This window comes from Paenibacillus lycopersici, from assembly GCF_010119935.1.
In the GTDB taxonomy this organism is placed as follows: Bacteria; Bacillota; Bacilli; order Paenibacillales; family Paenibacillaceae; genus Paenibacillus_Z; species Paenibacillus_Z lycopersici.
This window is the reverse complement of the sequence record NZ_CP048209.1, coordinates 4,290,457-4,304,458: the sequence shown is the minus strand read 5'-3', so window position 1 is coordinate 4,304,458 and position 14,002 is coordinate 4,290,457. Positions and strand designations below refer to the sequence as shown.

At 57.2% G+C, this 14,002-nt stretch carries 12 protein-coding genes; 9 read left to right on the top strand and 3 right to left on the bottom strand.

Translation table 11 applies throughout. The features are described 5' to 3' along the window. Positions 1-118 precede the first annotated feature (118 nt). Positions 119-400, top strand: a complete 282-nt coding sequence (locus tag GXP70_RS19000; RefSeq protein ID WP_162358295.1) for an Fpa/YlaN family protein — start codon at positions 119-121, stop codon at positions 398-400. A 141-nt stretch (positions 401-541) separates the two neighbouring features. On the opposite strand, the gene cax is transcribed toward GXP70_RS19000, so the two are convergent. Continuing rightward, on the bottom strand, positions 542-1,603 hold the full coding sequence (gene cax / locus GXP70_RS18995; protein ID WP_162358294.1) for a calcium/proton exchanger: 1,062 nt from the start codon (positions 1,601-1,603) through the stop codon (positions 542-544). A gap of 158 nt (positions 1,604-1,761) precedes the next feature. On the opposite strand from cax, the gene GXP70_RS18990 reads away from it, so the two are divergent. Further along, a complete protein-coding gene (locus GXP70_RS18990) occupies positions 1,762-2,145 on the top strand; it encodes an Asp23/Gls24 family envelope stress response protein (RefSeq protein ID WP_162358293.1) in 384 nt (127 codons plus the stop codon). Positions 2,146-2,220: 75 nt separating this feature from the next. On the opposite strand, the gene ftsW is transcribed toward GXP70_RS18990, so the two are convergent. Both ftsW and GXP70_RS18980 read right to left on the bottom strand, forming a co-directional pair. Then, a complete protein-coding gene (ftsW, locus tag GXP70_RS18985; RefSeq protein ID WP_162358292.1) occupies positions 2,221-3,423 on the bottom strand; it encodes a putative lipid II flippase FtsW in 1,203 nt (400 codons plus the stop codon). 18 nt (positions 3,424-3,441) lie between these two features. Beyond that, positions 3,442-3,786: a YugN family protein gene (locus GXP70_RS18980; protein WP_162358291.1), complete on the bottom strand. Its 345-nt coding sequence runs from the start codon at positions 3,784-3,786 to the stop codon at positions 3,442-3,444. A 227-nt stretch (positions 3,787-4,013) separates the two neighbouring features. Between GXP70_RS18980 and GXP70_RS18975 the strand changes: the two genes are divergently transcribed. From GXP70_RS18975 to GXP70_RS18945, 7 genes are all read left to right on the top strand, one after another. Beyond that, a complete protein-coding gene (locus tag GXP70_RS18975; protein ID WP_162360552.1) occupies positions 4,014-5,216 on the top strand; it encodes a M20 family metallopeptidase in 1,203 nt (400 codons plus the stop codon). A 105-nt stretch (positions 5,217-5,321) separates the two neighbouring features. After that, positions 5,322-5,771 carry a CBS domain-containing protein gene (locus GXP70_RS18970; RefSeq protein WP_162358290.1) on the top strand — a complete coding sequence of 150 codons (450 nt, stop codon included), beginning with the start codon at positions 5,322-5,324 and terminating at the stop codon, positions 5,769-5,771. Between the two features lie 642 nt (positions 5,772-6,413). Further along, entirely contained in the window at positions 6,414-7,361 is a 948-nt protein-coding gene (locus GXP70_RS18965) for an ABC transporter permease (RefSeq protein WP_162358289.1), read from the top strand. Between the two features lie 35 nt (positions 7,362-7,396). Beyond that, complete coding sequence (locus tag GXP70_RS18960) at positions 7,397-8,311, top strand: carbohydrate ABC transporter permease (RefSeq protein ID WP_162358288.1); 915 nt, start codon at positions 7,397-7,399, stop codon at positions 8,309-8,311. A gap of 64 nt (positions 8,312-8,375) precedes the next feature. After that, the gene (locus GXP70_RS18955) at positions 8,376-10,082 is read left to right on the top strand and encodes a type 2 periplasmic-binding domain-containing protein (protein ID WP_162358287.1); all 1,707 of its coding nucleotides are present in this window, start codon (positions 8,376-8,378) and stop codon (positions 10,080-10,082) included. Between the two features lie 190 nt (positions 10,083-10,272). Next, on the top strand, positions 10,273-11,994 hold the full coding sequence (locus GXP70_RS18950) for a DNA repair helicase XPB (protein WP_225442880.1): 1,722 nt from the start codon (positions 10,273-10,275) through the stop codon (positions 11,992-11,994). After that, positions 11,991-13,901, top strand: a complete 1,911-nt coding sequence (locus tag GXP70_RS18945; protein WP_162358285.1) for a helicase-associated domain-containing protein — start codon at positions 11,991-11,993, stop codon at positions 13,899-13,901. Before GXP70_RS18950 ends, GXP70_RS18945 begins: the two co-directional genes overlap by 4 nt. The last annotated feature ends 101 nt before the right edge of the window (positions 13,902-14,002 follow it).

Here is a 14,002-nt window from a genome sequence, read left to right as displayed (position 1 = left end):
GAATAATCGGTGGGGCGCTTATTTGTTTTGACCTTGTACATTCGTTTGATTTCGTCTAATATAAAGGGTATAAGACATATCGACGATTAGCGAAGCAATATGCACAAGGAGGAGTACGATGTCTTCATCCGATGTTCTTATTCACTTGCATCAAAAAGCGCTCAATCTCCTTCACGAGGATGCCAATAAAATTGAGAAGTTAATCGAAGTCCAAATGGAAAATTTGACGACGCGTCAATGTCCGCTCTATGAAGAAGTGCTGGATACTCAAATATATGGTTTTTCCAGAGAGGTCGATTTTGCGATTCGTGCGGGACTCGTGACCGAGATTGTGGGCAAAGAAATCATCAGCAAGCTGGAGCGGAATTTGGCTCAGCTCTATGAAGCGTTGGAGAAGTAGCCGCAGTAACGTGCAGCTGCTTTTTTTTTTTGCGCCGAACCGCCTATTCGCACCGGATTCGAATGAGATCCGAACGGGAAGAGGATAACGGCCGAATAGCAGGAAAGAAAACAAGACGTTCCCGGGGGAACGCCTTGCTGCTTACACCAGGTAGAACGAAATGCCCAGAATAATGTAGACGAAGATGAGCAGCGCGCCTTCGAACCAGTTCGTCGTGCCGTCCTTCGAGATCGACTTGGCGATGAAGACGGAAACGGCAATGGCGGCAAGCTCGATCGGAGTGAATACGATGTCCATCGTCTCGCCGAAGAGCGCGCTGACCAGAATGAGCACCGGCGCTACGAACAGCGCGATTTGCAAGCTGCTGCCGACGGCGATTTCCACGGCCGCGCCGATCTTGTTCTTCATAGCCAGCATGACGGCCGCGCTATGCTCGGCGGCATTGCCGACGATGGCGATCAGGAAGGCGCCGATGAACACCTCGGAGAAGCCGAATTTCGCCGTGAACGTATGCAGCGTGCTGACGAGCCATTCGCTGACGAACGCGGTCATCACCGTGGCCAGGACAAGGAACAGGACGGACGTCGATTTGGACCAGGAAGCCTCTTCGCCATGGTCCGGCGTCGTCTCCTCGACGTCGCCGAGAATATCCTTGTGGGTGATCATCGAGAACACCAGCCACAGGATGTAAGCAACGATCAGGATGCCCGCGATGGTCAAGCTGAGCAGCTGCGTTTTGTGCGCGGAGAAATGCTGCGTCGAGATGAAGATGGCCGGAATGCCGAGCGCGATGACCGCCAGAATCATGAGCGAGGAGTTGTGGCTGGCCAACTGTACGTTAAAGCGCTGCTCCTTGAACTTCAATCCCCCGAGCAGCACGCTGGCCCCCAGAACGAGCAGCAGGTTGCCGATAATGGAACCGGTGATGCTCGCTTTCACCATGTCGAACAGCCCTTCGCGCACCAGGAAGATCGCGATGATGAGCTCCGCCGCGTTGCCGAACGTTGCGTTCAGGAAGCCGCCGAGCCGCTGCCCGGCGTAATGGGCCACGCTTTCGGTCGCTTTCCCGAGGAAACCCGCTACGAACAGAATCGCGAGCGCGGAGATGATGAACTCCGCGACGGTTCCGAAATGGGCGTAATGACTAATCCCGCTTAGTACGAAAAGACCGATGAGTAAGGCAAAAAACAGTTTCTGATTCAATGTTCCAGGCACCCCGTATTTGGAAATTGGAAATTCTGTTAACACTATAGCTGAAAAAGTCGTTTGTGTAAACTTGGACGGCTCGCGAAGGGAATGCCTTGCTTCGAATGTAAGGTTCCGATACAATGGAAACATAAGGTGAACGAGGAGTGAGTGGCATGACAGAAGAACTTCAATCCGGCATCATTCGTATTTCAGACGACGTAGTCGCCACCATCGCGGGCTTGGCTGCGCTTGAAACTCCTGGCATTGCTGCTATGTCCGGGGGGATATCCGAAGGCCTTGCCAAACGACTGAGCGGCAAGAATGCGCAGAAGGGCGTATCGGTCGAGGTCGGTCAGCTCGAAGCGGCGATCGATCTGCGGATTATCGTGAAATACGGTATTCCGATTCAGGAAGTGTGCCGCCAGTTGCAGGAGAACGTCAGGGAAGCGGTAGCGACGATGACGGGACTGCATGTCGTGGAAGTGAACATCAAGGTAGAGGGCGTCGCTTTCAAAGAAGAAGAGACGGCAGCCGAAGAAGTCGCGCGTTTGAAATAAGCCAGGCAGAACAACAAAAAGGCATGTCCCTCGCGGGACATGCCTTTTGAACGTATTAGAACGTATACGATGCGATCAGCGGATCGATTTGGCGGCGGGTACGGTGCTGCGCGTCGAGATGACCTTCTCCACCTTCTCCGGCCGGTTGTACTCGCGGGAGATACTAAGCAGGATGCCCATGCCGAGCAAGCAGACGAGAAGCGAGGAGCCGCCGTGGCTGATGAAGGGCAGCGTAACCCCGGTAAGCGGCATCGCGCCCGTAACCCCGCCGATATTGACGATGGCTTGCACGGCGATCATTCCGACAATGCCGACGCCGACGATCGTGCCGTACACATCCGGGCAGCGAAGCGATACGATCATCCCGCGCCAAATGAAGAATAAGTAAAAGAGCAGGAAAAGCAAGCTGCCGATGAATCCGAATTCTTCGCCGATGACGGAGAAGATGAAGTCGCTGTAGGGATACGGCATGTAGTCGAGCTTCTGGATGCTGTGCCCGAAGCCGGCCCCGGTTATGCCGCCGTGTCCCAGCGCTTCAAGCGACCGTGACAGATGGTACGTGGTGTTCAGCATGTCCGACGTCGGGTCCATGAAGGCCGTGAACCGGTTGATCCGGTACGTCCAGCTGTCCGGGTCGTGAAGCATCGAGATGCTGACCAGCGCGGCCACGATCGATCCGATGATAACGCCGGATAAGAACAATTGCTTCAGGTTCGCGCCTCCGGCAACGATGATGATGAGCGAGGCGCCGGCGATGACGATGCAGGCGCCGAGATCGGGCTGCATCATGATAAGTCCGCAAATGACCGCGATGATAATGAACACCGGGACGAGGCCCTTCTTGAAATCTCGAAATTTCTCGCCCTTCTTGGCGATCAGGGAGCCAAGATAGAGGACGAGGCCCAGCTTCGCGAACTCGGTCGGCTGAATGCCGAGCGAGCCGACGCCGAACCAGCTGCGTGCGCCGTTAAGGCTCTTGCCGATAAACGGTACGAGGATGAGCATAATCAGTACGGGGAAGAAGTAGATGATGAATCCTTTCTTGAACGCCGTATAGGGGATGTTCATCACCACGAACATGCTGAACGTGCCGAGCAGCGCGAATTCCAGCTGCCGCTTCGTAAAGTAAAGGGCGTCGAAATTGTTGCTCTTGGAAATCGCCGCCGTGTTCGAGCTCGCGCTGAACACCATAATCAGACCGAAGCCGACGAGCAGGAGCGTGAGCACGAGAAGCAAGAAATCCGGCCTGCCGCGCAGGCCGTTCGTCTTTGGTTTCATTTGTGGACCCATCGTGAATTAGGCTAGCAGCTTCTTCAATTCTTGCAAGCGCTGCGTCGCAGCGTTGAGAATCGGCTGCGGGATTGGAGAATCGTAATCCAGACCGTGCGGGAACGTAGCTCGTCCGATATAGACGGATTCTACTTGAAGCACGGCATGCGCGGACTCCAGCTTGCCTTCAATCGCGCGGACGTTGAAGCGCAGGTAGTAGTCCTCCCGGTTCGTGCGGTCTTCCAATTTCAGATCGTACGTAGCGCGGTAATATTCCCATTGCCAACGAACGAAGCCGAGTTTCTCCGCGGACTCGTCAAGATGCGCGAGTTCGCTGCTCAGGCCGTTCAAGCCGGTATTCTCAATAATCATGGAAGATCCTCCTTAAGCTCTGATGCAGGTTGTTATATGGATTATGATAGTCGTTTTCAAGGGGCAGTGCAAGCCTCCGCCTGATCGTGTAACGACGCCAAAAGTGACAGCTTTACGAAAAATGTTCTCTTTTATTGGCAAAAATCTTTCGTGCGCCGTTTCGGTTCTGCTACAATTAAGGCGAGTCTAATAAATGTACGTTAAGGGGGTTGGCATGCGTGAGCTTGATGGCCAAGTTAGATGCGCAGCTGCAAACGGCTTATCCGACGATGGTGGCGTGGCGCCGATATATGCACCAACACCCGGAACTGTCTTTTCACGAGAAGGAAACGTCCCGCTGGATCGCGCAGCGGCTGCGGGAGATCGGATGCGACGTCAAGGAAGGCGTCGGCGGTTACGGGCTTGTCGCCGCCGTTCGCGGCGACAAGCCGGGCCCGGTGATCGCGCTGCGGACGGACTTCGACGCCTTGCCGATTCAGGACGAGAAGGCGGCGGACTATGCGTCGAAGGTGCCGGGCGTCATGCATGCATGCGGGCACGATGCGCATACCGCGACGATGCTGGCGATCGCGGCGTTCTACCAAGCCAACCGCGATCAGCTTGCCGGGGAACGGCGGTTCTTGTTCCAGCCGGCCGAGGAAGTATCGCCCGGCGGCGCGATCGGCATGATCGGGGAAGGCGCGGTTCAAGGCGTCGATGCCGTCTATGGCGTGCATCTATGGACGCCGTTCCCGTACGGCACCGTGGCTTCGCGATCCGGGCCGTTCATGGCCGCGCCGGACGAGATTTATATCGACATCGCGGGCAAGGGCGGGCACGGGGCGCTGCCGCACGAGACGGTCGACGCGGTGCTCGTCGGAGCCGCGATGGTACAGGCGCTGCAGACGGTCGTCAGCCGCAGCGTCAATCCGCTCGATCCGTCGGTCGTGACGATCGGTTCGTTCCATGCGGGGTCGACGGCGAACGTCATCGCGGAACGCTGCCGGCTGACCGGCACGGTCCGGACGTTCACCGAGGACGTTCGGACGCTGATCCGCGGCCGCCTGGAGACGATTGTCGAACATACGGCCGCGATGCACGGGGCGCGGGCGACGCTGGAATACCGCGGCGGTTATCCGACGGTCGTGAACGACGCGAGGGAAGCGGATCGCTTCTTCGGCGTGGCGGCCCGGACGTTCGGCGCCGAAGCCGTGACGGAATCCCCGCTCATTATGGCGGGCGAAGATTTCTCGTATTACTTGCGCGAGGTGCCGGGATGCTTCATGTTCGTCGGAGCCGGCAATCCGGCGTGCGGGGCGACGTTCCCGCATCACCATCCGCGATTCGATATCGACGAGCGGGCGATGCTGATGTCGGCCAAGCTGATGGTGGCGATGGCGGAGGATTTCGCCGCGGAAGCTTCGTCCGACGGGGCGCGTTCCGAACGGTAACACGGACGGATGGCAACAGTTATTTGCGCGGCCTCGCGCATGACTGCCGCCGGAGACGGCCAACCTAAAGAATGCAAACGAGCATTCAAGGGAGGAACGCCGACGATGGCACGTTCAATCAAGGAATTGATGTCGACGGACTGCGTGACGGCAACGCTGCTGGATAATGTGTATGAGCTTGCGGTTTTGATGAGAGACCATGACATCGGTTTCGTGCCGATCGTGGACGGGAAGAAGCTGATCGGCATCGTCACCGACCGTGATTTGGTTATTCGCGGGTATGCGGCCAAACACCCGGGCTCGACGGCCGTGTCGGAAGTGATGTCGTCGGATATCAAAGCGATCGATGCGGATACTTCCGTCGACGAAGCGGCCATGATGATGTCGCGCAATCAGATCAGACGGCTGCCGGTCGTGGAGAACGGCAATCTCGTCGGCATCGTATCGATCGGCGATTTGGCCGTGAGAGACAAATTCGCCGATGAAGCCGGCGAAGCGCTCAGCGGCATTTCCCGGCAGGACGCGGACGATACGCAGCAGCATGCTTATCATTAGGAAAGACAATTTCGCTCGGAGAAGACGCCTTCAGGTCGGAGGCGTCTTTTTGATTGGAATCGACCGGACCGCAAACGGCGAGTGACAGTGTTTCCATGATTGTATATATAACATATTTAATATATCGTTTCGACAAAAAAACCGACAATGGACTCGAAATTCGAGAGGTTAAGTGCCGATAGCACGACAAATGCGAAGGAACGATAAGAAATATACGAAGTTTCTCATGAAAATGATTGATAATATATGTTAAATATATTATATTTGGATCAGGCCGTTGTGACCGGTTGCAGTTGAGGTAGAAGGAGACGCTTATGACGTACGAAGAAGTGAGCCCGACAACATGGAATTTCATATCCGTACGTTGGTCGGCGTCAACCGATGTGCCACCTTCAAACGTAAGAGTCCTTTCTATTGAGAAGCATCCGGAATTTCCGGCAAGCGGTTCCTTGATTCGGCTTCGGTATGCCGGTGAGCGGATCGCCGGCCGGAATGTATGGAATCGGTTCCTGTCTTGGCTGCGAGAAGACAGCGGACACGGTGCGGGCATGGCTTTCGCTGCGCGCCGCCGGTGCAGGGCTGCGATTTCAGCTCGCTTTGCTGGAATTTAAAGCGCTTACTCTATAGGAGGTGGAAAGGGAAATGGTTGTAAACGAAGCAAGAACCGAAGTTTTGCCGGCGAAGAAGAGCAAAACGTGGACGAAAGTCTGGAGCTTCAGACATGCGTACTTATTTATGCTCCCGGCTTTTATCTGGTACCTCGTATTCAGTTACTACCCGATGTACGGCATTTTGATCGCATTCAAGGATTTCAAGTACAACCTCGGTATTTTGGGCAGTCCCTGGGAAGGCTTGCGCTTTTTCAAGCAGTTTTTGAACGATTCCAGCTTCTATTCCGTGCTCCACAATACGCTGTCCATCAGCGCCCTGAAACTGTTGTTCGGATTTCCGGCTCCGCTGGTCCTCGCCTTAATGCTTAACGCCGTGATGCACGGCAAAATCAAACGGATTTTCCAAACGATTTCCTATCTGCCTCACTTTGTGTCATGGGTCGTTGTCGTGACGCTGATGCAGAAGATCCTTTCCCCGAACGTGGGGCTTGTCAACGACATCCGCGAACACATGGGGTTGAAACCGATCTTCTTCATGGGGATGCCGTCCTTATTCTATCCGCTCGTCGTCTTGTCCGATATCTGGAAGGGCATCGGATGGGGATCGATCATTTATTTGGCCGCGTTGACCAATATCGATCCGCATTTGTACGAAGCCGCGGATATGGACGGGGCGGGCCGCTGGAGCAAGCTGTTTAAAATCACGCTGCCGACCCTTACGCCAACGATCGGCATCCTGTTGATTTTCTCCCTCAGCGGCATTCTGAACGCGGGATTCGACCAAATTTGGCTGATGCAGACGCCTGCGACTTTGAGCGTCTCTGAGATATTGGACACCTACGTATTGAAAACGGGTCTCCAGCAAGGACAATTCGCGTATTCCACGGCGATCGGCTTGTTCAAGTCGGTAATCTCGCTGTTCCTCATCGTGATCGTGAACAAAGTATCCAAGAAGGTAAGCGACGTTTCGCTGTGGTAAACGACACTCAATTCATCGACTAAGGAGGTGCGGGTATGGGCGCGAGAAGAATGTCGGCTGCCGATAGAATGTATGCAACAGTGAACTATGCGGTGCTGATCGTATTCTGCCTTACGGCTCTCTATCCCTTTATCTATTTTCTGGCGCTATCGTTAAATGACGGCTATGACGCCATGAAAGGCGGCATTTACTTCTTCCCTAGGGTTGCCACCCTTCAGAACTACGCGAAAGCTTTTAACAACTCGCACATTTTGAACGCGTTCATGATTTCCATCTCCCGGACGTTGATCGTTACGACATGCTCCGTATTGCTGACGGCGCTGCTGGCCTACGGTCTATCGCGCAAAGGGCTGCCGGGAAGAAAGTATATCGTCTTCTTCTTCTTCTTTACGACCCTGTTCAGCGGCGGTCTGATTCCGACCTTTATCCTGTACCGGCAAATCCATATCCTGAACACGTATTGGGTGCTCGTGCTGCCGGCGCTGTACGACTTCTTCAACGCCATCGTCATGAAGACGTTCTTCGACGGGATTCCCGGAAGCCTGTCGGAATCGGCCCGAATCGACGGCGCAAGCGAGCTGTCGGTATTCTGGAGAATCATCCTTCCGCTATCGATGCCGGTATTGGCTACCATCGCCTTGTTCGTCGGCGTAGGCATCTGGAACGACTGGTTCACCGGGCAGTTCTTCATTCAGAAAGAGAACTTGCAGCCCGCGGCCACGTTCCTGAACAAAATGATCAGCGAGGCATCCTTCCAGTCCATGACCGGATCCAGCAGCGGCTCGGCCATCAAGAACATGAACGAAGCCCAAGTGGCGCTGCGCGGAGTTACGCCGGAAGCGCTCCGGATGACATTCGTCATTATCATCACGCTGCCGATCATCTGCGTATATCCGTTCCTGCAGAAGTTCTTCGTGAAGGGCGTGCTTGTCGGTTCGCTCAAAGAGTAGTCGAGGAGTATAAGAGGCATTGCCTTTTATATATAAAAATTTGCAAACGAAAGGGGCTTGTCAAATGCGTAAGACCAGGCTGAAACGTTCACTTAGCTTGACGGTTGCGATTCCATTGCTTGCATTGACAATGACGGCATGCGGAGGGAACAACAACGATCCGGGCACGACGGGCAATACGACCGACTCGACGAACGCGTCGAACACGGGGCAGAAAACGGATGCGCCCAAACCGGTCACATTATCCTTCCTGAGCGCCTGGAACGGCGGTGGAGCGGGCTTCCCGCAAGATCAGGAGAATAACCCCGTAGCCAAAGCGGTAAGAGAGAAAACCGGCGTGACGCTCAAGCTGGAATCGATTACGACGAGCGAAGTAGAGAAACTGAACACGATTTTCGCTTCCGACACGGTTCCGGATATCGTGAACGCGCCGTACTGGTCGACGACAAGCGGGGAAGGACAAGTCATCAAGAAGGCGGCCATGGAAGGACAGCTGCTGGATTTGACGCCTTATCTCGATAAATATCCGAACGTGAAGAAATTGATGACGACCGGCGTAGCCAAGGATTTCGCCGAATTCGATATGAACAGTCCCGACCTCAACGGCAAGCAATACGTCATTCCGATGCAGACGCCGGACGGAACTCCGGAGAGCATCCATAACTGGAATTACGGTCTCTACGCCCGCGGCGATATCTTGAAGGCGCTTGGCGTGAACCCTGCGGATATCGATACGGAAGATAAAGTGTACGACTTGCTCGAGAAGATCAAGAATGGCAATTTCAAGGATATCAGCGGAAAACCGGTCGTTCCCGCGGGTACGATGCATAACGGCTGGGACTACAGCCAATTCCTGTCCGGCTGGTCCGATTATAATATCTCCGATTTCCGCGAAGAAGACGGCAAGCTGATTTTCTGGACGCAATCCAAAGATCAGGAAGCGCGTCTGTTGTACATGAGAAAGCTGATCTCGAACGGTCTGTTCGATCCGGAAGCGTTCAGCAATACCGATACGACGGCGAACGAGAAGCTCGCTACGGGCAAGCTGGCCGTATTCGGCGCGCAAAGCATGATGGGACAATTGCAAAATACGCTGTATAAGACGAATCCGGAAATGCAGTACGAGCTGCTTGGACCCATGAAGAACAAGAGCGGCAAAATCGTGACGCAAGTCGAGAAGCCGGGCCGTTCGGGCTTCCCGGTCATCTTCCTGAGCGCCAAAATCAAAGATCCGGACGCAGCGCTTCGCTTGATCGATTATGTCAACAGCGACGAAGGCCGCCTGCTCGCTTATTGGGGCATTGAAGGCACGGACTACACGATGGTGGACGGCAAGCCGCAATGGATTCCGGACATGAAGAAGAAGTTCGACGACAATACGGACGTGAAACGCGACGAAGGTCTGAACTACCTCTCCGGCAGCTTCATCGGCGCGTTCTCTTCCGAAGTCACCTGGCCGACGCCGGAGGATCAGAAGACGCAGTGGGAGAAGCTGGAATCCAGTTTCTCGGCCAAGATGCCGATTCAAATTATCGACAAAGTCAGCGCGTCCTACCTTGAAAGAGATTGGCCGAAATACCAGAACTATATCGATAAGACGAGCAGCTTGAACTTCAACGACGAGTTCCAGAAAGCTTGCTTCGCAAAATCGGATGCGGAAGCATTGAAAATTTTGCACAACATCCAAGACAAGTACAAAGCAGCGGGCGTGGAGGAAATGGCTGAGTACGTGAGCCAAAAAGCAGCTGAACGTACGGACATCGGCTACTAGGATCGGGATTTACTACGGATTCATCCATCTGTCTTCCTAGCAAGCTTCGCAGCGAAGGACCGGACCGCGTTACGCGGTTTGGTTCTTTGCGTTATCCGGCAGTTTTGGCCGGCCTGCCGCAGGGTGCATATTTTCAACCGTTTCCAACCATACTGAATTATTATCTTGGAACCGGGAGCTGGTAATCGTGATGAAACGACAGAATCGCCCGCTTTGCGTACAGGCCGATTTGACCGTGCTGCTGGACGACAGGCATGAACAGTCGGATATGGCGCGCGAGCAGTTGAACCGTTTTGCCGATCTGACGAAACGTCCCGGCCATATCCATACGTATCGCATGACGCCGATGTCGCTCTGGAACGCCGCGGCGGCGGGCATGAAGCCGGAGGCCGTCATCGAAGCGCTCGATGCGTTCAGCTCCTACGAGCTCCCGCTGCAGGCCGTCAGCGCGATCCGCAAGCTGGGCGACCGATACGGGAAGCTGATGCTGCAGCATACGAGCGACGGACGCCTCCTGCTGCTCGGCGAAGAATCGCTGCTGGCGATGCTGGAGGAGAAGCCGTCGGTCGCCTCCGCGCTGCTCCCCGCGCAAGAAGAAGGGCGGCGGCTTGTGAAGCCGGAAGCCCGGGGAGTCATGAAGCAGGAGCTGATCAGGCTCGGTTATCCGGTCCTGGATTTAGCCGGGTACCGGCACGGCGAGGCGCTGGACGTGGAGCTGCGCGCGACTACGGCCGCAGGACGCCCGTTCCGGCTGCGGGACTATCAGGAGCGGGCGGTCAATTTATTTTATCGGGAAGGGCAGGCCGATGGAGGAAGCGGCGTGCTCGTCTTGCCGTGCGGCGCGGGCAAGACGATCATCGGCATTGCGGCTCTTGCCCGCATGCGCTGCGACACGCTCATTCTGACCTCCAACGTGACGTCGGTGAATCAGTGGAAAGCGGAGCTGCTGGATAAGACGTCGCTGCGGGAAGAGCAGATCGGCACGTACGCCGCTTCGGCCAAGCAGGTGAGGCCCGTAACCATCGCCACCTATCAAATCTTGACCAGCCGCCGTCAGAAGAGCGACGAGTACGCGCATATGCGCTTGTTCAGCGAACGGAACTGGGGGCTGATCGTCTACGACGAGGTGCATCTGCTGCCTGCGCCCGTATTCCGCATGACGGCGGATCTGCAGGCGACCCGCAGGCTCGGCTTGACGGCGACGCTCGTCCGGGAGGACGGCCGGGAGCAGGATGTCTTCTCGCTGATCGGTCCGAAGCGGTTCGACCTGCCGTGGAAGACGCTCGAGACGCGCAGATGGATCGCTTCGCTGACGTGCACGGAGATTCGGCTGCCGCTCGCGCACGGCGAAGCGGAAGCGTACGTGGCCGCCGACGAGAAGGCGAAGATCCGCATCGCCGGGGAGAACGGCGACAAAGCCGAGGTCGTCCGCGCGCTGCTGGAGCGGCATCCCGGCAAGCCGGCGCTCGTCATCGGCCAATATTTGACTCAGCTGCACCGGCTGGGGGACGAGCTGAATGCGCCCGTATTGACGGGCGAGCTGTCCCATGAAGAACGATCCGTGCTGTACAGCCGGTTCAAGACGGGCGAAATTCCGGTGCTCGTCGTCTCCAAGGTCGCGAATTTCGCCGTCGATTTGCCTGAAGCGGCCGTCGCCATTCAAGTATCCGGCAGCTACGGTTCGCGGCAGGAGGAAGCGCAGCGGATCGGCCGAGTTCTCAGGCCGAAGGCCGGCGACAACGAGGCATGGTTCTATACGGTCGTGACGCAAGGGACGAAGGAAACGGACTACGCGGGCCGGCGGCAGCTGTTCCTGCTCGAGCAGGGCTATCGCTACGAGCTGGCGGACTGGGCGGAGCTGCGCGGCAAGCTGCTGGCGGAGGACGCGGCGAATCGAGGGGCTGCCCTGTGAATGCGGGCCAAATGAATGCGGGCCAAGTAAACGCGGGCCAAGCGAATGCGCATCCGATGAGCGCGGGTCAAATCGCGGCCCGTCTGACGGCCGAACAAGCCGACCGGCTGCGAAGCCATGCCCTATGGCGCGAATGCCATCCCGTAACGTGGCCGGAGACGCTGCTGGATCCCGGATGTACGGCGGCCGTCTGGCCACTCATGGCCGAAGAGGCCGCGCTTGCGCTTGAACTGATCGCCGCCGCCTTCGGGACGAGCCCGTTCACCGAGGAGCAGCTGCTGCAGGCCGCCAGGCCCGGAATCGCCGGCGCCGCATTGCGCCTTGGCTTGCATCGGCTCGGCGAAGCCGGCATCGTCTTCACGGTGCGGCGGGGCTGGGGCGAGAAGCTGTTCGTGCTGCCGCTGGACAGCCTGCTGCCGTGGCATGAGGCGATCCGAACGGCGCGCCGCGGTTCGGATCGCCGGCAGCAAGGCCTGCCGCCGGTTGAAATTGACCCCCGCGGCATCGATGCCGTCGAAGGCGATGGCTACGCTCCTCCGTTCAGCCTGCAGCTGCTGCACGCGATGGCGCATATGGCCGATGCCGGATTGAAGCTGACCGCGAAGCGGGTATTAACGAAGAAGACGATCGCGAGAGGCGCCGGGCAGTTGTTCGTCGAAGACGCGGCGCTGTCGGCGCTTATCCAGTCGCCGGATGCATCGGCCGGACCGAACGGCATGGCGGACGCAGTCTATCCGCCCGCGCTGCTGTTCGTGCTGGAGACGGCGTTTGCCTCCGGATGGCTTCGCGAAGCGAACGGCAGCCTGGTACGGGACGATGCGGCATGGCAGGGCTGGCTGCATGCGTCCCCGGCCGAAAGGGAAGCGTCGCTGCTGCGCCAGGTGCTGGCGGCGGCCTGCGCCCGTCATGCTGCGGCCGCTGCAGGGGCGGCTGCGTTATGTTCGCTCGCTCCGGGCGTATGGTACCGCGCGGCTGAGGTCGAGGCCGCTGCGGCGGCATGCCGGCGCTTGCTTGCCAAACCTCGGCCTTCCATGATCGATGACTGGTGCCGGCTGTTCATACAGATGGGCTGGCTCGAAAGGGGCGTAGACGGCACGGGTTCGACGGTCATTCGATGGCTGATCGAACCGGCGCCATTCCGCCGACAGGCGGAAAGCCCGGCCGGCGGCGATTCGGGGCGGTTCGCCCGAAGCGGCGTGCAGCTAACGCCGGACGGCGATTTGTACGTCGATGAGCATTGCGCCTACGCCGTCAGATGGCAGCTTGAAACGGCCGCCGAACGCCGCCGGACCGATATTACGACCGTTTACCGCATCCGGCCCGACAGCTGCAAGCGCGCGGCACGGGCGGGGCATACGCGGGAATCGCTGACAGCCTTTCTGGAGGAGCTTACGCAGGAACGCCTGCCGGATACCGTACGCGCCATGATCGTGCTCGGCATGGAGGGACGGAGCGGGGAGAACGGCGGCACGAGGCGGGATGAAACGAGTGAAGCTGCGGCTGTTCCGACTTGCGCGAACACGTTATTCGCGCAAGCCGAAGACGGCTTGTACGAACTGATTCAAGAGCGGACGACGCCCAGGCAATTGTTCGCCGGCATCGACGACGTCCCGTCCATGTGGCTGAAGCAGTTTCGGGCGTACCATCTGTCGACGAGGCGGGAGTTAATGGAACAAGCATTGCGATGGCGGACGGCGGTCAAACTAAACTGCGCGGGAGCCGTAACGCATTTCATCCCCGAGCGCATCATCGACGAGGACGGCGGATGGGCCGTATCCGGCTATAGTCGGCTGCGCTACGACGACGACCGGCATCGATTCCGGGAAGAGCAATTGACGCAGGTGAAGCTGTATCCGGCGATGTGGGACGAAATGATGCTCCTGCTGCCGATGCCGTTCGGCGGGTAAACGTTCTCAAAATCGCAGGCTGCTCTACCTATTTACGATCATGGTATGGTATGATACGTTTAAGGCAGAAGAGCCTATTGATATAGAGGGGGCGGAACTAA